We start from the raw sequence: 25,985 nt of genomic DNA, 5'->3' as shown, positions 1-25,985 counted from the left end.
GCTTCCTGCTCATCATTCCAAACCCCTCTCCGTGCAGAAACTACCAAAAGACACCCATCTGACCGGGAATCTTCTGGTGCTTTTACTCCTGGTCAACAGCAGCGCGTAGGTGGGCAAGGCTGAGAACCAGGACAGTACTTCTTCCTTTGAGTTGAATTTTTGCATGGAAAGTAGTTGATAGATGCTGACTGGCAACAGACTATATCCTGACCGCCTGACGGGCCAGCAGTTTCCACCCTCCTGCCTGTTTTTGCCAGACCGTAAGTATATGCAGTTTTACGGTACCGGGGTCTTTGCCGGCATCGTGGGTATTGGCAAAAAGAGTATGACGAACCAGGGCGGTATTGCCATCTACTTTAATGGTCTGGTCGGACAGGTCAATGGTTTTGAAGTCGTACTTACCCGACACGAGTGACTCAACAAAAGTAGCTTTGTCTTCTATGAGAGCACTGGAATGCCCGTAGCTGAGAGCGGGCAGCGTCAGCTCATCCAGCGCCTTCCGGTCCGGAGTGACCATGTTGGTACGGAGCTTCTCGACGGCCGCCGCCACCGCTTTTTCTTCATTATTCTGGGCATGGGCAAGGTTCATCATTCCTACCATTAAAATTAAAATTTGAAAAATAGATTTCATACTGGGTAAAGGGTTAGCTGTTTATAAAGTACCTGCCGGTGAACCGACAATAGAATAAAGTACCTGGTCACTGTTTACTACCGCAATTCGCTGGCTACGAGCATTCGCGACCGCCGGGTCAGCAGGTGAATGATCAGCCAGGCCACCAGGTAGGTAAATCCGCAGATGGTAAAGATAATGTTGTACCCGCCCGCCAGGTTGCCGGCTGCTTTGTAGGTATCCAGCAAATTACCTATCAGAATGGGAAACAGAATACCGCCCACCGCCCCGGCCATACCGCCTATACCCACTACCGAACTCACCGCCTGCCGTGGGAACAGGTCCGACGGAAGGGTGAAAACATTGGTGGCCCATGCCTGATGCAGGGCTACGGCAAAGCTTATCAACCCGACCGCCACCCATACATTGGTAGCGAACTGGATGAGAATTACGGACAATTCCAGCACCGCAAAAGCCAGCAGCACCGCCTTACGGGCCTTAATAACCGGCCAGCCCCGCTTGATAAGTTGCGAAGAAAACCACCCGCCGCTGATACTCCCCAGCGTGGTAGCGGTATAAATTATCATCAGTTCCGGACTCACCTTTTTCAGATCCAGGTTGAAGGTGGAAGCAAAGTAGGAAGGCAGCCAGAACAAAAAGAACCAGTAAATAGGGTCAATGAGTCCTTTGCCCGTGATGTAGGCCCAGGTTTGGGGAAAAGTAAAGAGCTTGACCCACTTGATTCTGGCCGCCCCCTCGGCCGGGGTTTCTTCCTGCTCCTGCCCGCTCACTATGTACTCGTATTCTCCGGCCGACAACCGCTTTTGCTGAGCGGGTACATCGTAGAAGATGAGCCAGAAAATGAGCCACACAAAGCCCAGCGCCCCCGTGATCCAGAACACCTCCTGCCAGCCGTAACTACCCAGAATCCAGGGTACCAGCAGCAGCGCTACCACTACCCCTACGCTGGTGCCGGCGTTGAAAAGTCCCGTAGCCAGGGCCCGTTCCTTGTTGGGAAACCACTCCGCTACGGTCTTGACGGCGGCCGGATAGTTACCTGCCTCCCCCAGCCCCAGCCCCACCCGGGCTACGCCGAAGCCAAAGGCGCTCCGGGCCACGGCATGCAGCATGCCCGCCACACTCCAGAATACCACCGTAATGGAGTACCCCAGCCTGGTACCTACCCGGTCAATGAACCAGCCCAAAGAAATTAAACCCACGGCATAGGCAGCCGTAAAGGCCATGACAATGCGGGCAAAATCAGTTTCGGTCCAGTTAAATTCGGTTTCGAGCAGCGGCTTCAGCAATCCGATAATCTGGCGGTCGAGGTAGTTGATAGTGGTTGCGGTAAAGAGTAGTACCACAATGAACCAGCGGTAGTTGCCTACTTTGGAAGGACTCGCGGGAGGTGAGGCGGCACCCGTATGGGGATTGGTAGTAGTATTTTGCATAATTTCTCTGGTTGTTCTTTGTATGGAAAAATAGCCGCAAGCCCTAGTCTACGGCAGTGCAAAAGCTACGTAAGTACCTCCCGCTTTCAGTCCCTGCCGGTTGCCCCCGGCAGCTATGGCAATGTACTGCTTTCCGTTTACCATGTACGTTATGGGCGTGGCAAAGCCCCCGGCGGGTAGCTGGTACTCCCACACCACCTTACCGGTTTTGGCATCAAAAGCGCGTAATTTTTCGTCGCGGGTGGCGGCAATAAAAAGCAGCCCACCCGCCGTTACCACGGGTCCGCCGTGGTTTTCAGTACCTGTGGGCGGCATTCCTTTTTTGAGTAGCTCAGGGTACTCGCCCAGGGGTACCTGCCACAGGTAATTGCCCATATTGAGGTCCACCGCGTTAAGGGTACCCCAGGGTGGTTTTATGGCCGGGTACCCTTCGTTGTCCATAAACTGCACGTTGCCGTTGTTGATGTAAGGTGGGGCGTACGGGAATAGCTTATCTTTTTCCGTTTTGACCGCGGCTACGTGGTGGACATCTTCCGGGTTAGTTGGGGTAGGAGGCTCCGTATTCAGCAGGAAATTCACCAGTGCGGTACGGTCGTCTTTGGAGAGGTGTCGAAATTGAGGCATCCGACCCCGTCCCGTTTCCAGAATGGCCGAAATCTCCTGCCGCGACAGCCGCTTGCCCACGTCTTTGAGTACCGGATAGCTTTGGTTGCTGGCTACAACGGGTTCTTTGGCGTCCAGGGCGTGGCAGGCGGCGCAGTTGGCATTGAACAGGAATCCCCCTTTCGTCAGCGCCTTTCCGTCTTTCGCTTCCCGCGTATCCCGCATCTTGAGCCACCAGAGCATGTTATTGCTATTCACGTACATAATACCTTTGGGGTCGGCGGCTGCGCCGCCCCACTCGGCTCCTCCGCCCATGCCGTACATGAGGGTACCTTCCAGGTTGGGCGGAATATTTTTGGGGCCGCTGCGGCCGTGCTCAAAGCGGTCCAGTACGTAGGTGTAGGCTTGGGGGGTGCGGGTGGTCAGGTCGGCTTTGGTAATCTTCTGGTTGGCAAAGGGCGCTGGTTTGGTAGGTACCGGCTGCGTAGGCCAGAGCTCCTCACCGGGCAGGGCGGGTTCGTTGGGTACAGGTACTTCCTTAACCGGAAAAAGAGGGGTGCCGGTATCCCGGTCAAAGACGAAAATATATCCGTCTTTGGTGGCCTGGGCCACGGCCTCCACTATTTTCCCCTTGTGCTTTACCGTAATTAAATTGGGCGGACAGGGTATATCGCGGTCCCAGAGGTCGTGGTGGACGGTCTGGAAGTGCCACTTCCGCTGGCCCGTCCGGGCATCCAGGGCAATGACGCAGTTGGCGAAGAGGTTGCTCCCCTTGCGGACACCTCCGTAAAAGTCTACCGACGGCGAGCCCGTTCCCATAAATACCATCCCCCGCTTTTCATCCACGACCATTCCGGCCCAGCAGTTGGCTCCACCCAATTTTTTGTAGGAATCAGGCTCCCAGGTTTCGTAGCCGTATTCGCCCGGCAACGGTATTGTCCGGAATACCCAGGCCAGGCGACCCGTACGCACGTCAAAGGCCCGGATGTGGCCCGGCAGCGCGTCGCCTCCTTCGGAAAGGGACGAACCCATAATGATAAGGTTCCTGTAAATGACCCCCGGCGTGGTAGAGCGGATGTTGTAGGGATTGACGTCGTACCCCAGGGTGGCTTCATCACCCAGGCCGGCGTGCAGGTCCACGCCTCCGTTATTCCCAAAGCTTTTTATCAGTTCACCGGTCCGGGCATTGATGGCATAAAGCGTGGGTCCCACCGCGTGCAGGATACGCTGGTCGTCTCCGTCTTCCCAGTACACTACGCCCCGAACCGGATGGTAGGTAGGTTTGGCAAAGGGGGAAGCAAAGGGGTCAAATTTCCAGAGCTCCCGGCCCGTGGCGGCGTCTACGGCGAAGGCTTTGAGCTGGGGTGTGGTACCGTACATGATTCCGTGGACGACAATGGGCTGGCACTGCATTCCCATCTGCCGGGGGTCGCCGGGTTTGTTTTCGCCGGTATCGTAGGTCCAGGCCAGCTGCAGGTTCTTTACATTCTGCAGGTTGATTTGGGATAAGGCCGAGTAACGGCTTCCGGCCGCGTCACCGCCGTAGGCAGGCCAATCTACATTATTCTCTTTAACTCCGCTTTGAACGGGCCGGGCTATCTCTCTCCTTTCTTTCTTCTGGTAGTATGCCGCTCCGCAAAGGCTCAGCAGGCTCAGTCCGGCGAGCAGGTACTTCCAGGGGTAGTTTTTGGATAGCTTTTTTTCCATCTTCCTACTAAAGCATTAGTCGGCAGTACCAACCATAAATTCGTAATTGATATTCCATCTAATCGTTTCGCCCGGCTTAACGGATAAGCGGATGTAGGGTTCCGGGCAGGAAGTTGCCGGATTGGACCAGTACACCAATTTTTCCAGGGGTTTATCGCCCCGGATACGTACTCCGGCTCCGCTTTTCAGGTTTTTAATGGTAAAATCATAATCCCGGGCGGTAGTACCAAATCCCTGAACACCGGCACTAAATACATTTTCCCCTTTATTGAGGGTACGGTTGTAGCGGATGGTGCGGTCTTTAATCTCAGCAATGGTACCAAAGCCCCGGCCCTCCGCGCTGGCCTCAAAGGGTAGTTCGGTCAGGATATTGGGGCCGGTCGGCTCACCGTCGATGACGAAAAAATTATGATTATAGGTACTTGTTTCAATGGTTTTGGTACCGGTGTTTTTCAGGCTGTGTTCCAATACCAGCTCGGGTTTTCCTTTTACCAGACGTACCGTTTTATGGTACTCATAGCCGTAGCCCGTCTCGTCAGTAAGCTTATGGGTAAACTCCACCCGATCCTTTTTCTTTTTCACCTTCCATTCTCCTGGGTTCTTCACTTCATAGTTTCTGGCAAAAGTATAGGGCTTGTCGTCGGGCTTGATCAGGGCACCAACCCCTATTTTCACAAAAGCTTCTCCGGGCGCGGCCTCCTGGTACCCTACCCCAACAAACTCTTCGACGGGGCCGGTTATGGCGTCGTGTAGTTTTGGGTCGTAAGGCAGCGGGTTCCAGACGTCAAAGTACCTGTGGCCCCCATATTCCAGGTTAGGCATCACGCCCGACCAATCGAACCGGGTACCCCGGTAGTAGCCCTTTTCGGCATCGGGCAGGTGCAGCTCGGCCGTAATGAGTCCGTTCGTGATCCGTGCCGTCGGAAAATCAGCCGGGGGTGCCATTCCCAGGCTTAGGCTTGCCAGTATCCCGGCCAGTAGTACTTTCAGTTTCATCATATTTTTAAAAATCAGGTTCAGGACGTAAAGCAGCCACGCAGCGTTCCTGGTACTTACCAGTTGTGAATGGAACCGTCGGGAGCTTTCAGGTACGGGTGGGGGAACTTGGTCTTTTCCTTTACCTCCATCACAAACGTGGCCTTTTTAGGGTCAAACTTCACCCCCAGCCCCGGACTGTCGTTAAGGTACAGTTTGCCGTTTTTGAAATTTACAAAGTCCTCGTTGAAGTAAGGTGGCCGCTCGGGCTCGCCACCTCCCAGTTCCATCAGGCAGCGCATGGGGCTGCTCGACCCCAGTACGTGTACCAGCGCGGCGGTCGAAAGCGGCCCGGTAAAGTGGGGAATCATCCCTACGTAGTGCGTTTCGGCAATGGCGGCCAGTTTCTTGAATTCGGCAATGCCGCCGGTATTGGGCAGGGTAAAGCGGGTATAGTCAATCAAACGGTCTTCGATCAGCTCGTTGGTGTCCCAGCGGTCGCCAAACTGTTCACCCACGGCAATAGGTACCTTGGTCATGGCACGTACCGTTTTGTACACGCCCGGGTTTTCGGACCGCACTATGTCCTCGACAAAGTAGGGTTCAAGATTTTCGAGAGCCGTACAAATCTTTAAGCCGTCGGTCAGGTCAAAACGGGTATGGAGGTCAATGGCCCATTTGCCACCGCCGCCCACTGCCTCGTCAATGCGTTTACAGTACTCGATGGTCTTTTTTACATTTTCATAAAAATCAAAAGGCTGGTCGCCGTTGCCGCCGGTGGGGCCGATGCGGTAGGACCGCAGCCCCGCCTCAATGCAGTCGCGGGCGCGTTCCTCTTCGGTTTTTGCTTTGGAAGCCCGGAAGCCCGTGGCATAGCACTCCACGTAGTCGCGGGTGGCACCGCCCAGCAGCTCGTAAACAGGTACGTTCAGCGCCTTGCCCTTGATATCCCACAGGGCCATTTCCAGCGCCCCCAACGCGTGCAGCTTCTCGCGACCGGGCGGGTAGAACATACCGCGGTACACGTACTGCCACAGGTGCTCGATTCGGAAAGGGTCTTCCCCGATCATCATCTGGGCACACTGTTCAATCATATCCTTTGAGCCCCCCTCGCCTATCCCGATAATGCCCCCATCGGTCTCAATTTCCACAATGCCCCGCGCCTGATTGAACAGCGGCTTATTATAGCCCGGCGCGGCGTAGTAGCGGATTTTGGTGATTTTTAGCTTGGAAGCCGCCTCGGTCTGGTACAAAGGGAGACCGGAAAGCGCAGCCGCCGATCCCAGAAAGGCGGACTTAAGGAAATTTCTTCTCTGCATGGGTGGTTGGAAAATAATGTTAGGTAAAGAAATTCTCGCCTGAACTGCAACCGGTGTAGGATATTACATGTAAAGCCGGTTAAACCGCTGAACTACTACCCGTATATGCTTTGTATCTTCTAAATAGCTTTAAATAAAAAACGTAATGAAGGAAAAGCCAAACGCTTTCCTGTACTCATCAAAACCTGGAACTTTCCTCCTTACTTATTGCTCTACTCTCTTATGACAAAGTAGAATCTTAGTATGAATACCCCTCCTTTTTCATTCACCTACTATATTCGCTATTCTAACTAACTACCCGTCCCAGGCATGTCCCGACAACCTTTCCAACCCCTTGCTGATGAATTGTATGACCTGCTGGGCGAGCGGGTAACACAGGACGAGGCCCTGTGCCGGGAACACGGCGTTGGCTACAGCCACCACGCCTGCCAGCCGCCCGACCTGGTCGTTTATCCCCATTCGACCGAAGAGGTAGCGGCGGTAGTAGCCATCTGCGCCCGGCATCAGGTACCTGTCGTCCCGTTCGGGGCGGGTACTTCGGTGGAGGGACAGGTAGTGGCCCTGCGGGGCGGGGTTTGCATAGATTTGCGGCAGATGCATCAGGTCGTGGAGGTCAGCTACCCCGATATGTACGTAACCGTACAGGCGGGCGTGACACGGAATCAGCTGGACGAACTCCTGGAAGGCAGCGGTTTCTTTTTTCCGATTGGCCCCGGTGTCAACGCTACGCTGGGCGGCATGGCCAGTACCCGGGCCTCCGGCACCAACGCCGTGCGCTACGGTACTATGAAAGACAATGTACTGGCGCTGACCGTTGTACTGCCGGACGGGCAGATTATCCGGACCGGCAGCAAAGCCCGGAAGTCTTCGACCGGCTACGACCTTACCCGGCTTTTTGTAGGGTCAGAAGGTACCTTAGGCGTCATAACTGAGCTCACCCTGCGCCTGCACCCTTACCCGGAGGCCATTCGGGCGGCGGTTTGTGCCTTCCCCACCGTGGAAGCCGCCGTTAACACGGCCATTACCACCATCCAGAAAGGGATACCCATTGCGAAGGTGGAGCTGCTGGATACCGTTATGATGCGGGCCGTAAACCAATACTCGGACCTGAATTACGTAGAGCAACCTACCCTATTTCTGGAATTTCACGGTTCGGAGGGCGAAGTGGAAGAGCAGGTCCGAAAGGTACAGCAGTACGCTGCCGAAAACGGGGCGGCGGATTTTCTGTGGGCCAGCGACGAAGCTACCCGCACCCGCCTCTGGCGCGCCCGCATCGACGCCGCTCCCGCGGCCCTGGCCCTCGTACCCGGCTCGCGGCTCATGGGTACCGACGTCTGCGTTCCCATCTCGCGCCTGACGCAGTGTATTCACGAAACCCTGGCCGACGCGGAGGAAACGGGGCTGCTGGCTCCGCTGGTCGGGCACGTGGGCGACGGCAATTTTCACCTCACCCTGCTCATTCACCCGGACGACCCCGAAGGATTTGAAAAGGCGAAAGCCCTGAACGAACGGCTGGTACTTAGAGCGCTGGCGCTGGAAGGTACCTGCTCGGGCGAACACGGCATCGGCATGGGTAAACTACCCTACATGCCACTCGAGCATAAGGAGGCACTTGACGTAATGCGGGCCATAAAAAAAGCCATTGACCCGGACAACCGGATGAATCCGGGGAAGCTGCTGCCGTAGTGGAAGTAAGGGATTTCCTGCTAAAGCAATTCTTTTACCGCGCTTTCCAGAGCCAGATAAAAAGCCCGGGGCTGCTCAAACATGGGGAAGTGGCCGCACTTATCCAGCCAGACTATGGCTGACTTCGGAAGGAGATGCTGGGTGTTTTCGGACAAAAAAGCCAGCGGGTCCTGTCGGCCGGTGATGATGGCTACCTTGGGGGGGAGCCGGGGGAGCTTGTCGGTCAGGTCAAAGCCTGTGCGGGCCAGGTCAAACAGCATCAGTTCCTGAACCCTGGCGTTGAAAGTACTCCTTGTTACTTCCTGCGCTATTTCGTCCACCCTGTTTTTATCATAAATATTGGACAGAATATTCAGCCGGAGCAATTCCTTTTCCATGCCAGCCGTCATGCCTTTTTGAGCGGCCCGGGTCAGCAGCGAGTCTCTCTGGTTTCTTTCGGACATACCCAGCCGTACGGTCTGATTATCTTCCATGATGCGAAAGTACCGGGGGTCGTGGCAGATAATGCCGGGCCCTACCAGCAGCAGCGCCTTGACCCGGTCGGGATAGCTGGTGGCGTAGGCCAGCGCCAGGGTACCTCCCCACGAATAGCCGTAGAACAAGGCACTCTTCAGCCGCAGATGGTCCAGCAGCCGGTTCAGGTCCGAGAGGGATTCCCGCAGATTAATGGTGGCCGTAGTAAGTGAATCCGGCACCGACCGCCCCGTACCCCGCTGGTCGAGCAGGATGCAGCGGTACTGCTTGCCAAGTGCCTGCGCCACCGCTTCCTGATTGGCCGCGGATAGCCCCGGCCCGCCGGAAAGCATGATGATAGGTTCGCCCTGGCCGAACTCTTTGACGTACAAATAGCCGTGGTCATAACGGACGGAATCTACTTTCTGAGCCAGGCCTGCCCTGGCGGCAGTAAGCAACAAAAAGAGCAGTAGGAGGTGCTTCATGCCCTCTATACTACGAGGATTTTATTTGAATTACAAATTGTCACCAAGCCGCCGCCAGCTCTACATTTGGGGATGAGCCGGTATGGGAAAGAAAACTTTCAATCATAAGATTTACTATCCCGTTTTCCAACATACAAACAGCTAAACGAGTACCTTACAGGTAACTCCAAAGCCGACTGCTACGGCCCGCCTTAAACCGCGCATACCAAAGGCAAAGAGGATAAAAAAACAAGACAATCCCCAGCCAGAACAGGTACACCACACCCAGGCTGTACCCCTGCTCCGGCGGTATACCGCCGCTCTGAAAATTAATCTGCTCCCAGGCGAAACCCGATACCAGGGTACTGATCACTGAAATGATATGAATCAGCAAAAAGTGAAACAGGTAGTAAAACAAAGGTACCTGGCCGTATACCCGCACAAAATTCATCCACCGGGCCTGCCTGCCCTCCAGGACATAAAGCAGCAGCAGCCCCGGCCCCAGCGTCATGAGCAGGTACAGCAACGAGGGAGGGTACTTGGTGGTATTGAGAAATGACATGAAGGTAAAGAGACCATTTTGCTGAAAGGCCCAGGGGCTGGCATCGCCGTAGCCATTCAGGTACCTGAGCAGGACAAAGCCTGCCACGCCCGCGCTTCCCAACGCTGCAAGAATTCTTTTCCGTTGCCCGGACGTATAGTCAGAACCGTACAGCCTGCCGAAACAGTAGCCGGTTACTATCACGCCCAGCCAGGGCAAAGCCGGGTACAATACGAATAGGGTCCGGGTGGAACTCAGGGGAATGGAATTGGACTGATGCAGCAAAGACCAGATAACGTACGCCGCAGTACCTTCGGTAAATGTAACGGTATCAAAAGCATTATGACCCAGGATAATGCCCAGCCCGATGGCCAGCAGGGCAGGCCACGGCAACAATACAAGCCCGCTGAGTACTACCATTCCGAACCCGATCGCCCAAATGACCTGAAGCATCAGCAGGGAAAAAGTAACATCGAACCAAAAAGTAAAGTTGATAATGCTTACTTCGAGAAAAATAAGCCATAAACCTCTGGTCAGCAGAAAGCCGGCAAGTTGACGGGGCGTTTTACGCCGACCGGACAGGTACGCGGACGTACCCGCCAGAAACACAAATATGGGGGCGCAGTAGTGCGTAATCCAGCGGGTAAAGAACAGCGGCGGGGTAGTAGTAGCCAGGTTGGTGGCATCGTAGTATAAAGCATTGACGTGGAGGAAGTCCCGGGTATGGTCCAGAGCCATAATAACCATAACTATACCACGAAGTACATCAATACTCCCTACCCGGGCGAGGGTCTGGGGCGGCGCAAGTGAAACCAATTGAGTCATGGGTACAGGAGTCTAAAAGGGGGTTGAGTTAGCTGCTTACTTAAGTGCGGGTCCCTGGCGGGTTCCTGATTTTTTTATTGATCCATTTCCAAAATTTTTCCTCAGGCCCGGTACGCGGGCGGCGCGACTACTGAATTTTCCCCAAAGTACTAATAAAGTTATTACTATTTAATAACTACCTAATGACCAACCAATTAAAAATATTTTTATAAATTTAACAAAGCGTTACCGGAATCCTTAAAAAGACCTATAGTAAGGAGATGAGTAAGAAAAATCCGATAAAATCAACCACCAGGACATTCAAATTATCGTAGCGTCAGGGAATATTATTGCTGGGTGGTACAGTTTTAATAGCATTTTTCTGACAACAATCTGACCAAAACCCCTGTTCTCAAAAAGCAGTACTTTATGTCCTTTTACGTTTCCCGCCTCTCCACGGATAACTATTTTTTCAACATCATCGAAAACTTCACCCAGACCCGCTACTGGCAGCTGAAGCTATCGCTGGTCCTGTTCGGCCTGGTGTTTCTGACTACCTACCCGCATTACCTGGACATACTGGTAGAGCCCGCTCCCCGAACTACCTTTTCCTATTTTTTTGACAAGGTAGCTTCGCCCCTCTCGCCGGTTTCTTTTGACGAAAAAACCCACGGTTCAAAAATTGCCTTCCGGCTCACGGTACCCCTGCTGGCCAGGCTGATGAACATTGGCTTTACGGTTACCGGCAAAGACCTGGTGCTGGTGTTTTTGCTGCAATCCCTCCTACTGATCCCCTTTCTGCTCATGCTCATCCGGCTGTTCAACCGGTACATGGACTCGGTCAGTACGGTGCTGCTGGTGGGGGCCTGCTCGGCTACTTACGTAGGAAAGGCTTTCTTCTGGGACTACGAGTGCTGGTTTGATGGCTACGCGTATTTTTTCCTGCTGGCGGGTATGGTCCTGCGCCCCCGGTGGCTGGTATTCAGCGCCCTGCTGCTAGCCTGCTGGACCGACGAACGGGCCGTGATAGCGCTGGCGAGTGTATATCTGTTTCACCGCCTGCGGGAGTGTAAGTTTGAAATTTCTACTATTCAGGACCTGCTGCGCCAGCGCCCCTTTTCCCAGACTTCTGCCGTTGTACTGCTGGTAGGGATAACCTACGGGCTGGGCCGGTTGATACTGACCACCGTTTACGGCCTGAAAACCCCCTCGGGCCTGGAAGCGGGCGTCAGCCTATCGTTTTTGCCTTACCAGCTGAAACACCGGCTTATTGGCATCCCGTTTACTTTTGAAGGACTTTGGATTCCTTTCGTGCTGGCGATATGGGTACTTCTGGAAGCAAAAAACAGACTATTGGCCAGCCTGCTGCTGTTAGGTACTTTTGTCCATATTATCATTGCCTACTGTGTTTTTGATATTTCCCGCAGCCTCGCCTACGCGTTTCCGCTCCTGCTTATTACCGCTATTATAACCGGCAAGCATTTCGTGAACCGAAAAAAACAGATAATGATGCTGGTCTTGGTGGTCTGCCTGCTGATTCCCACCCACTACATAGTCATGTACATTATGCAAATTCCCTGGTCGCTGTTTTCTTTCAAAGAGTTTAGTCAGGTTATCCAAACGCTGTAAGTACCAGAAGCGGCCGGGCTACGCCCCACCGCTTTTGAATGATTCCCGCAAGGTGACAGCCCCTACCGCTCCATACAGCGTCGGGCGGCCAGGTTGGTTGATACCGTTGTAAACAGCACAATGGTAATGGAACTGATGGGCATCAGGATAGCCGCTACCACGGGCGTCAGCTCACCGGCTACGGCAAAGGAAAGCCCCACCAGGTTGTAGACCAGTGACAGCGCGAAGCTCAGTTTTACGATGAGTTGTCCGGCCCGCGCCAGGCGAATGTACCGGGGGAGCAGTGCCAGTCGCTCGCCCTCAATGATGGCGTCGCAGGCGGGTGAGAAATTGTTTATATCGTCGGATACTGGCATCATCTAAGGTATAATACTGACAAAGGTCATTCTCCCTAAGTACATCATACACCAGTTAACAGCCCTCGCAGCAGAACTCGTGATCGTCGTGCTGGATGATTTCGTCGCGGCACTCTTCGCCGCAGTAGTAGCAGGTATGGAGGTCCTGAACCGCGGGCTCAGGTGTTTGGGTACTTTCTTTCATTGGGTTGTTTGCCGGAAAAAACAGGCCGCCCGTTGCTGATGAAGTACCGGTCGGCCCGCTCGTTTATTTACGGCTCAAAATTGCAGCGGTTTCCCCGCACCAGGCATGACCCCCATGGGGAGCAGGAAATGACTTTTGTCAGGATTTTTGGAAGGGAGGTACCTTACCATTCGGCAATAAAAACAACCAGGTAGGCAAAGGGGATAAGGAGGAAATGGGCCACCACAGTACCCAGTAGGCGGGCCATCCAGATAAACATCAGGTACCGCCGGTAGCGGGCTTCGCTGTACCTTTTGCCAACTACCTCATCACAAAGAAGGGAAATTCTTGGCTCGATAAATACCAGTGTAAGTACCACCGCTATGCCGTTGATAACCCCCGCCAGGGTAGAAGAAGTAGCGCGTAGGTCGGGGTTGAGGTAGCAGGCGTACATGGAAGACAGTACCCCCAGGGTCAGGATAGCATTAGCCAGGATATTAAGTATAAAAACCGATTTGGGAAAGTCCCGGAACTCCGGCAAATAATCCAGATAGTGCCAGTCCGGTAGCTTCAGATTGTCCCGCACGTCCCGTACCGTCGTAAAGGAAAAGGTTTTGAAAATCAGGACCGGCATGGACTGGTACTTGTAGTAATTATCAACGGCTATGCCCAGCAGGCGCTGAAAGGTAGGCAAACCTAACCCGCCCAACAAGGTAGCCAGCATTGCCGAACCAATAATCCAGTGAAAAGAGGCGGTATCGGCTTTAATGCCAAGCTGGATGTTGGTTTCAATGCCTTTGGCCAGCAGGGGCGCCTGCAGGCTGTTGGAAATTCTGGAAACCAGCATCATAATATTGAAAATAGAGAACGATACGGCAAAACGCTGCGTACGCAGCCCCACCACCCGGACCGAAAGGGAGAAGGTCGCGATCAGATGAATCACAAACGTAAGGGCCAGTACGGTGGCGAGTTGGGTGCTCATGACTTACATGCCTGGTGCAAATAGTAAAGCCTGCGTACGGGCAACGGTCTTTCGTACAAACCACTTTAAAAAAGACTGCTGCGTATAGTCTTTAAAATACAGCTCGTACTCGAAGCGGGAGCGGTTGTAGTACTTGCGGACGTCCTTCCGTTTATGAAAAGTATCGTACAGGAATCGCCGGTACACGGCTTCACTGGTTTCCATTTCGAGCGATTGAAGCCGGTGCTGAACCGCTTCCGGCAGTACCAGGTCAAACTCCCTGGTTAGGAGCCGTAGCCCTTCCCTCACCGGCCATACCAGTCGGAGGTCCACCGCCAGTTGTAATACTTCTTCCCAATCTATGGCGTGTTGGGTATAAATTACATAACAATCGGCCACCCAGCGCATGGGTGAGTCAAAATCGGGAAAATTGCCGTGAATTAAATTGTGAAAAAGCTGGTGCGTTGGTGAAAGTACCGAGGAGGGAATGCCATATTCCGGGTCAAGGGAGAGGCTATTTTGCCAGAAAGGTACATCTGCTGTTTTATTACGGTTATACATCAGCAAATGGTGGTGCAGGTCCAAATCGTAGCCATCTTCCGAGTACAGGTGAGAAGCGTGGTAGTACGGCTTCATGTAATAATCAAAAGCACCAATCTTTAAGTTTAGCTTCGAGGTCAGCAGTACCTTAAGCGCTTCTTCGTGTTTTTCAAAAGGTACCAGCAGATCTATGTCATTCATGTACCGTACACCCAGGTCCCGGTAGTAAAGCAGGCTCATGGCCAGGCCCTTGATCAGCATGGTTTCAATACCGGCTTCGTGTAGCAGCCGGGTTATTTCCTTAATCCGGTACAGGTGTTGTTGATTACGCATCCAGGAATGCCGGTACATGCCCCGCATCCGTTTTATAATCGGGTCGCCGGATTTTTCCAGATTGCGGTACACCAGGGGCATCAGCCGGTGCGACCCCCGATCGAGCGGATCAAATATCCGGGACAGGATTTCTTTGTCCTGCAAAAGATCCGAATCCGTAAGCTGATGGCAGGCTTTCCATTGCTGCCAATAACCGGCTGCCTTCTCCGCCGGAAAAACGGCCGCTTTGAGCAGTAATAGCTGGGCGGGTGTTATATCAAAATTCAACTTAGCCATTGAGGGTCCTTTTTCGATCCAGCGATGCTTTTAAAATACGACTCATATCACTTTTATAGCTGGAATGCGAGCTTAGCCCAGTCCGGTGAAGGCGACGATACAACACGACTTCCGGCAGTAGTTCATACCGGAAACCCGCTTCCCGCGCCCGGATAATCCATTCCGGAAAATCCACCTGAAATTCTGTACTGAATAATCCTACTCTAACAAATACCTCCCTCCTGACCATCAGCGTTGACTTTGCCACCACACCCGGCAGGGGTTCTGCCGGGCACAGGATCTGCTGTTTCTCCGGTTCGGGTAATTCGGGGCTTACGAAAGGTTGCATGTACCCAAAACATCCTTCCAGTTGGGGGTTCTGATCCAGGTGCTGCTTTTGCCTTTCCAGTTTATCAGGCGTCCAGATATCATCGGCATCCAGAAATGCGATTAGCGGCTGCGAGGCCAGGCCGAGGCTTTCGTTCAGGGTGGCCGACGCTCCCCGGTTTTCCCGCGAAACCAGCCGGACATAAGGCGAATACTTTTTAAGTACCTCCAGGGTGTTATCCGTTGAGCCGTCGTTAATGACAATAATTTCTGCCGGCTTAAGGCTTTGTTCCAGTACTGATTCGAGGGTTTCGGCTACGTACCGTTCCGCATTATATACCGGAATAATAACACTAATCATGGCTTTACACTATACGAGTTTAGGGTTGGTATGGCTTCTACTTCAGGACGGATCCGCCGTCGGTCCAGCGAAAATTTCAGGGCTTTCATCATTTCCATACGCAGCCATTCGGTGTCATTGGAAGCATTCGTACTATGCCGACTATAGTAGAGTGAAATTGTGGGCAATACTACCAGAGGTACTTTGTCCTCACGGATCCGATTGAACCAGTCCAAGTCATTAGCCGCATGTAGTTCTTCATTGAATAAACCCACCAGTTCAAAAGCCGTCCGCCTGAATAAAGCTGAACTTACCAGAATAAATGGTGCGGTCAATTGCTCTTCCCCTACCGCAAACCTCTCCCGAATGGCTCCTTCCTCAAATACCACTTTTGATAATCCCATCACCACCTGCCACTGGGGCTCCTTCTCAAACCGGGCCAGTGTTTTCTCCAGCATATCGTCGGGCCAGTAGTCGTCCTGGTCCAGGAAAGCAATGTATTCACCCGAAGTTTGCCGGATGCCCTCGTTTCGGGCCGAGGCTACTCCACCGTTGGCTTTGAGCAGGTATCGAACTCTCGATCCAAAGCGGGCTACTATTTCAGGGGTATTGTCGGTGGAGCCGTCATCAACCACCAGGATTTCTGTCGGGATATGGCTTTGCCTCAATATGCTTTCCAGGGCTCGTTCAATGAACGCGCTTCCATTAAAGGCGGGAATTATGACACTTATTGTGGCAGTACTCGTGGGCATGTACATGAGGGAGGGGCGTTTTTATTGGTTAAGCTCTGACTTTTTATCAATATAATCAGACAGTTGAGGTACCTGCTGGATCTGTTGACTTCGTCTTCGATCCAGCGCGAGTTTCAGGGCCTGAAAGGTGCCATTGTCGGCAATGGTGGCTCCGTAGGTAAGGCTATTCTGATGAATAGTCAGGTACAGGCCTACTTCTTCGAGTACTTTGAGGCGGAGGTTACCTTCTTTGGCCCGGTTAAACCAGTCAATATCCTCACTAAAGCGCAGGGATTCATTAAAATATCCGACCTGTTCAAAAGCCGACCGCCGAAATAAGCCAGCCCCCAGATGCGCATGGATGGCGCGGTTCTGTTCGTACCTGAACTGGTACCGTCGGGCCTGGGGATCGGTTTCCGAAAAAACGAACTCCACCAGTCCGGTTACGGCCTGTAGGGTTGTATCTAATTCAAAGCTCCGCAGTTGGGTTTCCAGCTTTTGGTAGGGCCAGCGGTCATCGGCATCCAGAAAAGCAATGAATTCGCCCCGGGCAACTTCCAAGCCCCGGTTTCGCGCACTGGACGGTCCCTGGTTAGGCTGACAGATATACTGATGTACCGGAAACAGGTCAAGTACCCGCTCCGGCTGGTCCGTAGCGCCATCGTTAACCACAATTAGCTCCCAGTTGGAATACGTTTGCCGGACAATACTCTCAAGCGCCGCTTCCAGGTAACGTCCGGCATTGTATAAGGGAATAATAATGCTAACAAGCGGGTAGTGCTTCTCCAACAATTTCAACCGTTTGAAGTTCCGTCAATAATTTCTGTATTGTCTGCGGTATCTGCCCCAGGTCCGTGCCGGTCAGGAGCCAGTAGCAGGGTAGCTGTTGTATTAGCATCCTGATCTTTGTCAAATAGGCAGGTGGAGCTTTCAGCAGCGCCAGCGTAGAAGGCACCAGCGCCCGCAGTACTTCCGCCCCGGTGGCTGGCTCTATGGTCGTGTCCGTTAGCCCGGTAAAACGTGGCAGCAGAATAGCTTTCAGCGGAATGCTCTGGCTTACTTTGTCGGGATAATGGTCCCAGACAAATAGCTGGGCTTTCTCGTGGGGCCGGGCGGAGGTGTTATATATCAGTGGTTCCAGCGTCGGGAAGCGGAGTAGCTGATCCCATTCCAGCTTGGCGACGTTGTACAGGCTGTACGCATCCAGTGATTCGGTATTGACCATCACAAAATCATCGCCTATGTACTTCAAATCACTTCCCAGACAGGCCAGTGTGGAGGTAGATTTGCCCGAGCCGCCCCGGCCGGTCAGGAGTACGCCGCCCGTGTCCGTACCCACAGCGCCTGCATGAAGGAAAAGACTGCTACTTTCCCGGAGCCATTCGTACAGCACCGACCGCAACGGAAAGCTCCGCTCCCACTCCGGCAGGGCATTAACGTCATTCATCCAGATTACCGCCTGGCTGGTGTTCCGGTCCAGTAGCGTAAAGGTGTTGGAAGCCTGTTGAAAATTGGCGTAGTACCGTTCAGTCGGAAAGGGTGCGATGGTACCGTACCCGTCCATTTGGTTCCAGTCCCAGGCCGGTTGCGGTAGCATGATTCCGGAAGAAGCACGATCCAGTACCCAAACGGTTAGTGCCGCCGGTCCTGCCTCCTGTTCCAGATGAGCAATGGCTTTGGTAAAAAAAGTACGCAACCCCTCAGCCCCCTGAAAACAAAGGGTTACCCGGTGCGGCCCGAATGAAAAATACCGCTTTACGGATTTTCTCGAACGACAGTCCGCAAACAGTTCATCGCTGAATTGTTCACAACTCATTTTTTGATGGGCCAGCCTTGCTCTGAATCAACATCATGAACGGGATCGAGCAACAGAAGGTCCTGCATGTCGGAGTATACTTCCAGGGCGGGAACAGAGTAAGGTACTCCGGCTGGTACTGTTTCTTCCGGGGCAGCTTCAGGAGCCGACTCCGCAGGTACAACCAATCCTTCGGTCAGCAACTGGTCAATAAACTGCTGGGTATCCTGCAAGGCAGAGGCTTCATCCAGGCCATAACGCCCGGACAAAAAAACAGCAAGCTGGGTTACATTCGCTCCTTTCAGGAGTTGATTCCAAAGCTCAAAGCCGGTAAAACGAAGACTATAATAGTTGCCGCGGGGTAGGTTGATCAAGATTACTTCTTCTTCAAAGTGCTCACTGGCAACACCAGCACCGGCGAGTTTATAGGTTTGGCTTGACATAAATGGTTGTACTATTGGAGTGATAGAGAAGGTTTGGTATTCGGCTGAGTTAACAGATTATGCTTTTGTATAAAAGTGAACAATTGCCTGGCAATGCTTAAATGTCCGGAGGCAGTGTTATGTCCATCTACTACATAGTTATCCTGGTCTTTAAAGGTGCCGGCTACGTTTAGGAAATGTAAATTACGAAACGAGCTGCTGTCGGCATGGCTTTGCGCGGTCTGGATAAATTCTGTATCCGCTTTTAGGCTGTTTGAGGTACTTATCACAACAATATTACCTCTATAAAACTGCCGGATCAGCTTAATACCCCGAAAGAAGTACTGTACATGATCCTGCGGCTTGTTTGCTCCGTGCCTGGCAAAAGGGTCGTGGTCCCCGGGTTTTAAAAATAAAAACTTTGCCGCTTTTTTACCAATTTCAAAGGTATATTTAAAAGGTACATATTGGTACCCTGCCGCGTTCTGAAGTTGCCTCCGGTAAAAGTTTTCCTGATCAAAAGACGGCTGGTATTGCTTTCCGGCCAGTAGTGCATCGGCCCATTTTTTATTTTCTGCCAGGTCATTATAGCAGTACTGAACTATTAGCAGACGGCAGGAGTCGCGGGGTAATTTTTTCAGAAGTAAAGCTTCCCGGACAGTACCAAAGGAGGAAACGCCTCCATTCAGTACTTTTACTTTTGTTAATTCCTCCAGCCGCTGGGCATAGGTTTCGTGCTGTTCTACCCCCCATCCGGTAGTGAACGAGTCACCCAGGGCAATAATCACCGGATCTTTGGCCGACGCCTCGTCATCCCGTAATCCCAGGGTATTTGTATGGAATTCATTAGGGCCAAACTCCCAATTACCAAAACCGGACCGGATACTGGCTTTATAAAGGTACCCCAGCTCCGGATCAAAGTGACTCAGATTAGTATCGTATTGGGTCGTATTATGAACCTCGGTATAGACATTCTTGATAAAGTGAAGCCCGGGCGGATGACGGGGCTGCATCCAAATTACCCCTAATCCCAGGCCTACAAAGGCTACCTCAGCGAATACCAGCAAAAGGACGCCTACAAAGCCGCATTGTCCCAGGCAGGCGAGTACACAGTAGCTGACCAATACTAAACCCGCAGGAATGGCCAGACCATAAAGCCACACCCCAATCCCTCCCATTTGCCAAAACCATTCGGTACGAAATGAAACGAGGGATAAAACCAATACTCCGGTAAGCAGGTAAATCAGGCGGCGTTGAGGAAGGGAAAAGGGCATTTCGAGTAAATAAAAAGCGGTTGTAAATATATCTCTTTTGACTTATTTACCTGCTGCCCAACACCAATATTTATTGCGGGTTAAACGGAAACTTCCTCTCATCCAAAAATTTGGCAAGTACCTTGGGAAATTTACTGCTAATTTCTTAACTGCTAACTACCTGCAGCTTTTCCCATGCCTCGGACTTCAAGGCGTACTCATTGATGCGGCGGTCTTTCTCGCTAGCTACCCGTACAATACTTTCCTCCGTCTGAAGGAGCAGCTTTAGTTTGGCATTAAATGCATTTAAAAATTCATTTCTGAGCTTCCGCTGGTTATCCATACTTTTGCCCTCCAGTGAGAGAAGCGTATGCAAATCTTCCGCGCTTAAGGAAGCCGGATAGGCCTTCAAAACTGCCTCCAATACCTTGTTTTCCAGTTCATCCAATTCGGAAAGAGAAGTAGCCGCCGTCGCTACAGGTGCCGTTGTCCGTTTCTGCTTCCTTCTTACTACCCAGTATCCTGCAGCTGCCACCAGAGCCAGCCCTGGTACTACCCAGTACAGGTACCGGGTACCTGCCCCACCTTCCGGAAGGACAAAATCTCCCATTGGTACCGAATCCCTGATGATATCTTCTATTGTGACCGGAATAACAGTTCGATCCAAATAAGTGGTAAACCCTTCCGGTATATACACCTTATTTTTAGTCACCATAAGGGAATCTGCATCTCCAGATTTGAATACTCTATTATAGCGGTACAACTTATTGGTAGTCAAATCAGCATAATAGATAAATAGGGAGGGCACCTTATCCCGGCGGGCAATAAGTAGCTTATCATCCCCAACCAGGTGAGAGGCAAAACTGGATAAATTGGTATTGAACTCTTCTACCAAGGCAGGGTTTATGGTTCCTTTCCTGCTCCAGCTATTGGTTTCAAACTCGTACTCCCAGTAGGTGGGATCTATTTGACCGGTATAGTCCTTATGAAAACTATCCTTTAGAAAGTTCATGCCCGAAATAATGACATCGCGGGAAGGCAGGTATTGGGTCAGGTCACCGATGATGTAAGGAGGTGACTCGGACTTAGGTAGTATGATTTCCCACTCCCGGGCTGTTGGCAGGTATACCGTCATGCTGTTGATCTGGGTCCAGAAACCACACCCACCAACCGAGTAAAGTAATCCCTTCCGTTTAAAAACCGTGGCCCGGAAGTTGTACCCCCGGTAGTAGGTACGATCCAGCCGCTCGAGTGTAGCATTTTGTGTAGTAAATAAAAATACCTGACCGGTACCGGGTATCTGGATGTAGAGCGAATCGCGGCGTTGCTCATTTAGGGGAATTACATTTGGAACTTCAATGGTAGGTGATCGATCCAGTTCATTAAAATTCACGGTCTTGAGCTTTCCCAACTCCTCCCATCGCTCCTGTCCGGCCTGCTTTTCAAAAGCACGGGTCTTAAAGTTTATACGATAAAAAGTCTCATCATATTTGTCTACCCAGCGCCACACCATTGGCACTTTCTCCGCGCAGGCAACCTCCTTCCCCACAACGAACAAAAGCGCAATTACAAATAGAAACTTTTTCATACTCAAACAGATAGCTAATGGTGAGGGTCTGTGATTTCGGGAATCACACGAAATAAACAGAAATCCTGAAGAAATAAAAATAGATTTGCGGATATCCACTTCATTGCTCATCAACTCTAATTTCCCGCCAGAAAAATGCCCGGTTCCCACTCATACACACCCTACTCATGCGTTCACATCAATCAGAGACAACTCTATCTGCCTGCATAGGTACCCACACCTTACTAAATCCCAAAAAGATTGTCCGCCTGGAAGCCGAGCGCAACTACACCCGTATCTACCAATCTGATGGAAGAGACCTGCTGGTGGCTCGTACCCTAAAACTGGTAGAGCAGAATCTCCTCCCTTTCGTGCCGTTACTACGTGTTAATCGTGGTGATGCTATAAATCTGGATTATGTGTTAAACTACTACCCCACCGGCGAAATACTCCTCCATGACCAAACCCGGATTGAGATATCGAGGCGCAAGCTGAAGGTGGTAAAGGCACTGATCAAACAGCACCGCTTCCTTACCGGGCATTCCTAAGAAGATCTTAGGTATGTCTAATAAGAATCCATAAAAGTACCGTTAGATAAATTTTAGGCTGATTTAGGTCATAAATTATGGAGATTTAATAAGGCTGTACCAGTAGCAGCAATTCCATTACTATCAGTGTCACTAATCAGGTCACGACTCCTACGCTTACTGCCAGCGCTACCTCCCTTTGTACGGGTAGTAGCAGTACCCTCACCGCCACTGGCTGCGTGGGTACCATCAGCTGGAGTCATGGGGCTACGGGAGGAACTAGTATAGTTACCCCTTCCAGCACTACTACTTATACCGCCACCTGTTTGGCAAATGGCTGTACCTCCCCGGCCAGCAGTCCGCTTACCATCACCGTTAGTAATGGTGGCCGGTGTGAGAGTCTTGCCAGTGGTGCCTGGGAAAGCACCAGTACCTGGAGCTGCGGCCGGGTCCCGCTGGTTTGTGATGAGGTGGTCATACAAAGCTCTCATATCGTCACCCTTGATACAGAAGGAACAGCTAAGACTATTCAACTGCACGACCCTTCGCTGCTGCACTTCCTGAATGGAGGCAAATTGAAAATTGGGGGTCAGTAATGCACGCCCCGTTTACTACTTCTCAAAATACGCCTTCGTAACGCGGCGGATCATGCCGTCGTTCTTGGTCATGATGTAGAGCTGTTGGGTAAAGTAGTCGTATTCAATGCGCATATCAACCCGCTTGGTTTGGGTCAGCTGCCGCAGGTCAGTTTTAGCATCACTGGCCCGGATTTCCATTTCGTAGATGGTAGAGTCGCTGAGGTTTTTATTAAAATTGACGTACAAAAGCCTGCCGCTGACAATATCGCCCAGCAGAAACTTATCGTTCAGGGCTTTCAGCGGGCCCTTATAAACGTACCCGCCACTGATTGCCGCACCTTCGGCGTGGCTGTACTGCGCAAAGGGTGCCCGGTAGCGGCCCGGTTCCTCCTCGGTAACCTGAAAAACCGTTTTGAGGTCACTGGCTGAAATACCCAGGGTACCCTCCCGGACGTTCCAGCCGTAGTCGGCCCCTTTTTCTATAATGTTAACTTCCTCTACGTTGGCCTCCCCTACCTCCGTAGCAATCAGCTTACGGCCGTGATCAACCGCCCACGCCAGGCGGTGTGGATTACGAAAACCGTAGGCCCATATTTCCTTCCATACGCCCGCCTCCTGCTCTTTCACAAATGGATTATCCGATGGGATACCGTACTTCCCGTTTCGGCTGTTCCGGCCGGTGGGGTCTATACGGAGTATGGTACCCAGGGGTGAGTTGAGGGTGTGAGCCAGCTCGGGATGCCGCCCAATGGTGGAGCCGCCGTCGCCGATCCCAATGTACAGTTTCCCGTAGTCAGCGTCGCCTTTTTTCAGGCCGGGTGCAAACTTAATATCCTGCACACCATGTACCTGTCCCGGTACGTTGATCCGGAGCATTTCCCGGCGTTGTCCCTTGAACACCGGACTTTTTACATCCTCCATTTTCCATTCCGAAAGTACCCACTGCATGGCTACTTTTATGGATTTGTCGTATTCAAAATCGGCGGGCTGGCCCGAGTAGGCTTCGGTATGGGTAATGTAAATAAGGCCGTTGGTCAGGTACCCGGGATGAAAGGCAAAACTACCCAAACCGGTTGCCAAACCAGGCGTATTAATAAAGCCCTGTATTTGATTTCTTACGTCCAGAAATACCGTAGGTTGCGCCTGTTGGATGCGGTAAATTAGACCGTTCTGGTCGTTTACGTAGAGGGTACCGTCGCCGGAGGGGTGCGCCCGCATGCTGGCAATGCGGGTATGCGGGGGTTTTTCGCTGGAAAACGGAAATTTGACAAAAGATTCCAGTTCAATACGCAAGGCAGATTTCTTAATCGGGGCAATGAGTTTTTCAGCGGACGCAGCGTCAATTCCGGCGGCTTCCGCCGGGATTTCCAGCGGCGCTATTTTGTGTACCTGCGTTTCATTTTTGATGTACGCCAGAATGGAATTTATTTCGTCGGGTTTCAGGAAATCAAACGGCGGCATTATGGTCTTGTACCGGTTGTACAGGCTTACCGACCGCGCTTCTCCCGACTTGATTACTTTTTCCGGATTTTTGATAAAATCATGCAGTGACTGGTCAGAGCGTACGCTGGTCACGCCACCCAGGCGAGGTCCTATGCCGTCTTCCTGCATGGTATGACAGGACATACAATAAGTACTAAACAACATTTCACCCCTGGCTACCTGAGCAGTATCAACCAGAAAACGATTAGTAGCGTGGGAAGTACCTGTAGACAGGCAATACAGCGTAATCAGCAAAAAACAAGTTAGGGAACGAAGCATAAAATCGGGGAATGTACCCAAAACGGGAAGCTATTAAACTATCAAAAAACTACTGCCGCACCGCCAGCAGAACCAGCACGTCTGGCCAAACGGCGAGCTTACCAGTAACAGAGGCAGTAAGGCACCCACTACTACCCTCTGCCGCCTGACACAAATGACGACTAAACCAGGACTTGACACTTACAACTACCGCTACCTTCCTTTATTGTATGGTAAGTACCTGTCCAAAAATTCCGGTAGCATAAAAATCAGTAGGTACCTTTGTAAATATGGTCACCACGCTTGTGACGAATTGGTTTCAGAGGAATCTGTAAACCGCCCGTCTGTTCCAGCCAGGCCCACATTTCAGTCCGCAGTTGTTCGGCGATCTTCTGGTGTTCGGGGCTGCGGATGAGGTTATTGACCTCGTTAGGATCTTCCTTCAGGTCATAGAGTTCGTTGGCGTCCCACACGCCATAGTTAAAAATAAATTTATAGCGGTCGGTGCGAACCCCAAACATGGTAGGCGTCTGCGGAAATGCCACCTCCCAGTAGTACTCATAAAAGGCGCGGTCGCGCCAGTTGGCTACCTGTTCGCCTTTCAACAGCGGTACAAACGACACGCCCTGCATCTGTTTGGGTTTGGGCAGGCCCGCGTAGGCCAGCAGCGTGGGGGCAATGTCTACGTTCTGAACCACCTGCTCTACCTTAGTACCTGCTTTGATCAGAGACGGGCACCAGGCCAGCAACGGCACCCGCATGGACTCCTCGTACATGTGCCGCTTGTCAATCAGGCCGCGCTCGCCGAAGGAGAAACCGTTGTCGCCCATGTACACCACCAGGGTATTTTCGGCCAGGCCATTGTCTTCCAGCCATTTCAGCACGCGGGCTACGCTGTTGTCTACCCCCAGGAGCGTTTCCATGTACCGGCGGTAAAAGTCGTTGAACTCAATGTCGCCGTGGTACATATAGTCTACGCCATGCCAGCTGTAACGCTGCTGCTTTACCCAGTTGGGCATATCCTTTATGTTCACCTTCATATCCTTACCTTCGGGGTCCTGTTTGGGCAGCGGACCGAATATTTTACTGGTGTCGGTTTTGGTCAGGTACATGCTGGGTGGGTACTGTATGGGCGTGTTGCGGTAAACGCCCCGGTGCCGCCTGGCGGGCATAAATTCGGCGTGGACGGCCTTGTGCGAGAGGTACAGAAAAAAAGGCTTCTGCTTGTCCTGCTGGTCGAGCCACTTAATGGCGTAGTCGGTGAGCAGGTCGGTAATGTAGGCGCTGTCGCCGTGGGCTACCTGCTTGCCGTTAATATTAAACGTAGGATTATAGTACACGCCCTGCCCCCGGAAGCTGAGCCAGTAGTTAAAGCCCGGCTGGGGCGCGTCGTCTTCATTACCCATGTGCCACTTTCCCAGAAAAGCCGTTTTATAGCCCGCTTTCTGAAGGTACTGCGGGAAGAAAGTCAGGCCTTTGGGCGTGGGAGCCTGGTTATCGACTATGGTGTGCGTGTGGGGGTACTGGCCCGTCAGGATGGTGGCGCGGCTGGGTGAACAAAGCGCGGTACTGACGAAAGCGTTGGGCAGGTGGGCACCTTCGCGCGCCATGCGGTCGAGGGCGGGGGTCTGCAGGCCCGAAAACTTGCCGGTGAAGCCCATGGCGTCGTAACGATGGTCATCGGCCAGAATGTAAATGATATTTTTGGGCTGGGGCGGGCGGGAAGCAGTGGGCTCCGTGAAGCCCGCTTTCCATTGCATGGTAAAGGCGCCCAGGGCACCCGTCAACATAATTCCGCCAACAATAAGCAGCCTCTTTTGAAACAGCATTGGGTAGGTAGTTTTTTCTACCAAAG

General features: G+C 52.2%; 24 protein-coding genes. 4 read left to right on the top strand and 20 right to left on the bottom strand.

What is annotated here, in order from left to right:
* Positions 1–199: 199 nt before the first annotated feature.
* From VGN67_RS07210 to VGN67_RS07190, 5 genes are all read right to left on the bottom strand, one after another.
* Positions 200–592, bottom strand: coding sequence for a nuclear transport factor 2 family protein (locus VGN67_RS07210; RefSeq protein WP_327486122.1), 393 nt, complete (start codon positions 590–592; stop codon positions 200–202).
* Positions 593–708: 116 nt separating this feature from the next.
* Positions 709–2,061: an MFS transporter gene (locus VGN67_RS07205; RefSeq protein ID WP_327486121.1), complete on the bottom strand. Its 1,353-nt coding sequence runs from the start codon at positions 2,059–2,061 to the stop codon at positions 709–711.
* 48 nt (positions 2,062–2,109) lie between these two features.
* Positions 2,110–4,371: a PQQ-binding-like beta-propeller repeat protein gene (locus tag VGN67_RS07200; RefSeq protein ID WP_327486120.1), complete on the bottom strand. Its 2,262-nt coding sequence runs from the start codon at positions 4,369–4,371 to the stop codon at positions 2,110–2,112.
* A gap of 15 nt (positions 4,372–4,386) precedes the next feature.
* Positions 4,387–5,370 carry a hypothetical protein gene (locus VGN67_RS07195; RefSeq protein WP_327486118.1) on the bottom strand — a complete coding sequence of 328 codons (984 nt, stop codon included), beginning with the start codon at positions 5,368–5,370 and terminating at the stop codon, positions 4,387–4,389.
* A gap of 53 nt (positions 5,371–5,423) precedes the next feature.
* On the bottom strand, positions 5,424–6,665 hold the full coding sequence (locus VGN67_RS07190) for a mandelate racemase/muconate lactonizing enzyme family protein (protein ID WP_327486117.1): 1,242 nt from the start codon (positions 6,663–6,665) through the stop codon (positions 5,424–5,426).
* A 309-nt stretch (positions 6,666–6,974) separates the two neighbouring features.
* Between VGN67_RS07190 and VGN67_RS07185 the strand changes: the two genes are divergently transcribed.
* Positions 6,975–8,351 (top strand): FAD-binding oxidoreductase, encoded by a 1,377-nt coding sequence (locus VGN67_RS07185; protein WP_327486116.1) that lies wholly within the window; start codon positions 6,975–6,977, stop codon positions 8,349–8,351.
* A 20-nt stretch (positions 8,352–8,371) separates the two neighbouring features.
* On the opposite strand, the gene VGN67_RS07180 is transcribed toward VGN67_RS07185, so the two are convergent.
* Complete coding sequence (locus tag VGN67_RS07180; protein ID WP_327486115.1) at positions 8,372–9,289, bottom strand: alpha/beta hydrolase; 918 nt, start codon at positions 9,287–9,289, stop codon at positions 8,372–8,374.
* A gap of 154 nt (positions 9,290–9,443) precedes the next feature.
* Entirely contained in the window at positions 9,444–10,634 is a 1,191-nt protein-coding gene (locus VGN67_RS07175; RefSeq protein WP_327486114.1) for a DUF1624 domain-containing protein, read from the bottom strand.
* 408 nt (positions 10,635–11,042) lie between these two features.
* On the opposite strand from VGN67_RS07175, the gene VGN67_RS07170 reads away from it, so the two are divergent.
* Positions 11,043–12,242 carry a hypothetical protein gene (locus tag VGN67_RS07170; RefSeq protein ID WP_327486113.1) on the top strand — a complete coding sequence of 400 codons (1,200 nt, stop codon included), beginning with the start codon at positions 11,043–11,045 and terminating at the stop codon, positions 12,240–12,242.
* 62 nt (positions 12,243–12,304) lie between these two features.
* On the opposite strand, the gene VGN67_RS07165 is transcribed toward VGN67_RS07170, so the two are convergent.
* From VGN67_RS07165 to VGN67_RS07115, 11 genes are all read right to left on the bottom strand, one after another.
* On the bottom strand, positions 12,305–12,601 hold the full coding sequence (locus VGN67_RS07165; protein WP_327486112.1) for a hypothetical protein: 297 nt from the start codon (positions 12,599–12,601) through the stop codon (positions 12,305–12,307).
* Positions 12,602–12,653: 52 nt separating this feature from the next.
* Positions 12,654–12,782 (bottom strand): hypothetical protein, encoded by a 129-nt coding sequence (locus VGN67_RS07160; RefSeq protein WP_327486111.1) that lies wholly within the window; start codon positions 12,780–12,782, stop codon positions 12,654–12,656.
* Positions 12,783–12,945: 163 nt separating this feature from the next.
* Positions 12,946–13,743, bottom strand: coding sequence for a lipid II flippase family protein (locus VGN67_RS07155; protein ID WP_327486110.1), 798 nt, complete (start codon positions 13,741–13,743; stop codon positions 12,946–12,948).
* Positions 13,744–13,746: 3 nt separating this feature from the next.
* Positions 13,747–14,871 (bottom strand): nucleotidyltransferase family protein, encoded by a 1,125-nt coding sequence (locus tag VGN67_RS07150; protein WP_327486109.1) that lies wholly within the window; start codon positions 14,869–14,871, stop codon positions 13,747–13,749.
* Complete coding sequence (locus tag VGN67_RS07145; protein ID WP_327486108.1) at positions 14,864–15,538, bottom strand: glycosyltransferase family A protein; 675 nt, start codon at positions 15,536–15,538, stop codon at positions 14,864–14,866. Before VGN67_RS07145 ends, VGN67_RS07150 begins: the two co-directional genes overlap by 8 nt.
* Positions 15,535–16,275 carry a glycosyltransferase family A protein gene (locus tag VGN67_RS07140; RefSeq protein WP_327486107.1) on the bottom strand — a complete coding sequence of 247 codons (741 nt, stop codon included), beginning with the start codon at positions 16,273–16,275 and terminating at the stop codon, positions 15,535–15,537. Before VGN67_RS07140 ends, VGN67_RS07145 begins: the two co-directional genes overlap by 4 nt.
* 15 nt (positions 16,276–16,290) lie before the next feature.
* Positions 16,291–17,037, bottom strand: a complete 747-nt coding sequence (locus VGN67_RS07135; protein WP_327486106.1) for a glycosyltransferase family A protein — start codon at positions 17,035–17,037, stop codon at positions 16,291–16,293.
* Entirely contained in the window at positions 17,012–18,064 is a 1,053-nt protein-coding gene (locus tag VGN67_RS07130) for a hypothetical protein (RefSeq protein ID WP_327486105.1), read from the bottom strand. Before VGN67_RS07130 ends, VGN67_RS07135 begins: the two co-directional genes overlap by 26 nt.
* Complete coding sequence (locus VGN67_RS07125; protein WP_327486104.1) at positions 18,061–18,486, bottom strand: PqqD family protein; 426 nt, start codon at positions 18,484–18,486, stop codon at positions 18,061–18,063. The genes VGN67_RS07130 and VGN67_RS07125 overlap by 4 nt, the downstream gene beginning before the upstream one ends.
* Positions 18,487–18,497: 11 nt before the next feature.
* Positions 18,498–19,739: a hypothetical protein gene (locus VGN67_RS07120; RefSeq protein ID WP_327486103.1), complete on the bottom strand. Its 1,242-nt coding sequence runs from the start codon at positions 19,737–19,739 to the stop codon at positions 18,498–18,500.
* A 145-nt stretch (positions 19,740–19,884) separates the two neighbouring features.
* Positions 19,885–21,306, bottom strand: a complete 1,422-nt coding sequence (locus VGN67_RS07115; RefSeq protein WP_327486102.1) for a hypothetical protein — start codon at positions 21,304–21,306, stop codon at positions 19,885–19,887.
* 167 nt (positions 21,307–21,473) lie between these two features.
* Between VGN67_RS07115 and VGN67_RS07110 the strand changes: the two genes are divergently transcribed.
* Complete coding sequence (locus VGN67_RS07110; protein WP_327486101.1) at positions 21,474–21,833, top strand: LytTR family DNA-binding domain-containing protein; 360 nt, start codon at positions 21,474–21,476, stop codon at positions 21,831–21,833.
* 305 nt (positions 21,834–22,138) lie between these two features.
* Positions 22,139–22,408 carry a hypothetical protein gene (locus tag VGN67_RS07105; protein WP_327486100.1) on the top strand — a complete coding sequence of 90 codons (270 nt, stop codon included), beginning with the start codon at positions 22,139–22,141 and terminating at the stop codon, positions 22,406–22,408.
* 15 nt (positions 22,409–22,423) lie between these two features.
* On the opposite strand, the gene VGN67_RS07100 is transcribed toward VGN67_RS07105, so the two are convergent.
* Positions 22,424–24,151 (bottom strand): PQQ-dependent sugar dehydrogenase, encoded by a 1,728-nt coding sequence (locus tag VGN67_RS07100; RefSeq protein WP_327486099.1) that lies wholly within the window; start codon positions 24,149–24,151, stop codon positions 22,424–22,426.
* A 248-nt stretch (positions 24,152–24,399) separates the two neighbouring features.
* A complete protein-coding gene (locus tag VGN67_RS07095; protein WP_327486098.1) occupies positions 24,400–25,959 on the bottom strand; it encodes a sulfatase in 1,560 nt (519 codons plus the stop codon).
* Positions 25,960–25,985 lie beyond the last annotated feature (26 nt).

Source organism: Telluribacter sp. (genome assembly GCF_035998675.1).
Classification (GTDB): Bacteria; Bacteroidota; Bacteroidia; order Cytophagales; family Spirosomataceae; genus Telluribacter.
This window is presented reverse-complemented; position numbering and strand designations above follow the sequence as displayed.

What these genes read in the sequence shown, in the direction of transcription:
- VGN67_RS07210 (WP_327486122.1), bottom strand. Translation starts at nt 592, where the DNA reads ATGATGAACCTTGCCCATGCCCAGAATAATGAAGAAAAAGCGGTGGCG.
- VGN67_RS07205 (WP_327486121.1), bottom strand. Translation starts at nt 2,061, where the DNA reads ATGCAAAATACTACTACCAATCCCCATACGGGTGCCGCCTCACCTCCC.
- VGN67_RS07200 (WP_327486120.1), bottom strand. Translation starts at nt 4,371, where the DNA reads ATGGAAAAAAAGCTATCCAAAAACTACCCCTGGAAGTACCTGCTCGCC.
- VGN67_RS07195 (WP_327486118.1), bottom strand. Translation starts at nt 5,370, where the DNA reads ATGATGAAACTGAAAGTACTACTGGCCGGGATACTGGCAAGCCTAAGC.
- VGN67_RS07190 (WP_327486117.1), bottom strand. Translation starts at nt 6,665, where the DNA reads ATGCAGAGAAGAAATTTCCTTAAGTCCGCCTTTCTGGGATCGGCGGCT.
- VGN67_RS07185 (WP_327486116.1), top strand. Translation starts at nt 6,975, where the DNA reads ATGTCCCGACAACCTTTCCAACCCCTTGCTGATGAATTGTATGACCTG.
- VGN67_RS07180 (WP_327486115.1), bottom strand. Translation starts at nt 9,289, where the DNA reads ATGAAGCACCTCCTACTGCTCTTTTTGTTGCTTACTGCCGCCAGGGCA.
- VGN67_RS07175 (WP_327486114.1), bottom strand. Translation starts at nt 10,634, where the DNA reads ATGACTCAATTGGTTTCACTTGCGCCGCCCCAGACCCTCGCCCGGGTA.
- VGN67_RS07170 (WP_327486113.1), top strand. Translation starts at nt 11,043, where the DNA reads ATGTCCTTTTACGTTTCCCGCCTCTCCACGGATAACTATTTTTTCAAC.
- VGN67_RS07165 (WP_327486112.1), bottom strand. Translation starts at nt 12,601, where the DNA reads ATGATGCCAGTATCCGACGATATAAACAATTTCTCACCCGCCTGCGAC.
- VGN67_RS07160 (WP_327486111.1), bottom strand. Translation starts at nt 12,782, where the DNA reads ATGAAAGAAAGTACCCAAACACCTGAGCCCGCGGTTCAGGACCTCCAT.
- VGN67_RS07155 (WP_327486110.1), bottom strand. Translation starts at nt 13,743, where the DNA reads ATGAGCACCCAACTCGCCACCGTACTGGCCCTTACGTTTGTGATTCAT.
- VGN67_RS07150 (WP_327486109.1), bottom strand. Translation starts at nt 14,871, where the DNA reads ATGGCTAAGTTGAATTTTGATATAACACCCGCCCAGCTATTACTGCTC.
- VGN67_RS07145 (WP_327486108.1), bottom strand. Translation starts at nt 15,538, where the DNA reads ATGATTAGTGTTATTATTCCGGTATATAATGCGGAACGGTACGTAGCC.
- VGN67_RS07140 (WP_327486107.1), bottom strand. Translation starts at nt 16,275, where the DNA reads ATGTACATGCCCACGAGTACTGCCACAATAAGTGTCATAATTCCCGCC.
- VGN67_RS07130 (WP_327486105.1), bottom strand. Translation starts at nt 18,064, where the DNA reads ATGAGTTGTGAACAATTCAGCGATGAACTGTTTGCGGACTGTCGTTCG.
- VGN67_RS07125 (WP_327486104.1), bottom strand. Translation starts at nt 18,486, where the DNA reads ATGTCAAGCCAAACCTATAAACTCGCCGGTGCTGGTGTTGCCAGTGAG.
- VGN67_RS07120 (WP_327486103.1), bottom strand. Translation starts at nt 19,739, where the DNA reads ATGCCCTTTTCCCTTCCTCAACGCCGCCTGATTTACCTGCTTACCGGA.
- VGN67_RS07115 (WP_327486102.1), bottom strand. Translation starts at nt 21,306, where the DNA reads ATGAAAAAGTTTCTATTTGTAATTGCGCTTTTGTTCGTTGTGGGGAAG.
- VGN67_RS07110 (WP_327486101.1), top strand. Translation starts at nt 21,474, where the DNA reads ATGCGTTCACATCAATCAGAGACAACTCTATCTGCCTGCATAGGTACC.
- VGN67_RS07100 (WP_327486099.1), bottom strand. Translation starts at nt 24,151, where the DNA reads ATGCTTCGTTCCCTAACTTGTTTTTTGCTGATTACGCTGTATTGCCTG.
- VGN67_RS07095 (WP_327486098.1), bottom strand. Translation starts at nt 25,959, where the DNA reads ATGCTGTTTCAAAAGAGGCTGCTTATTGTTGGCGGAATTATGTTGACG.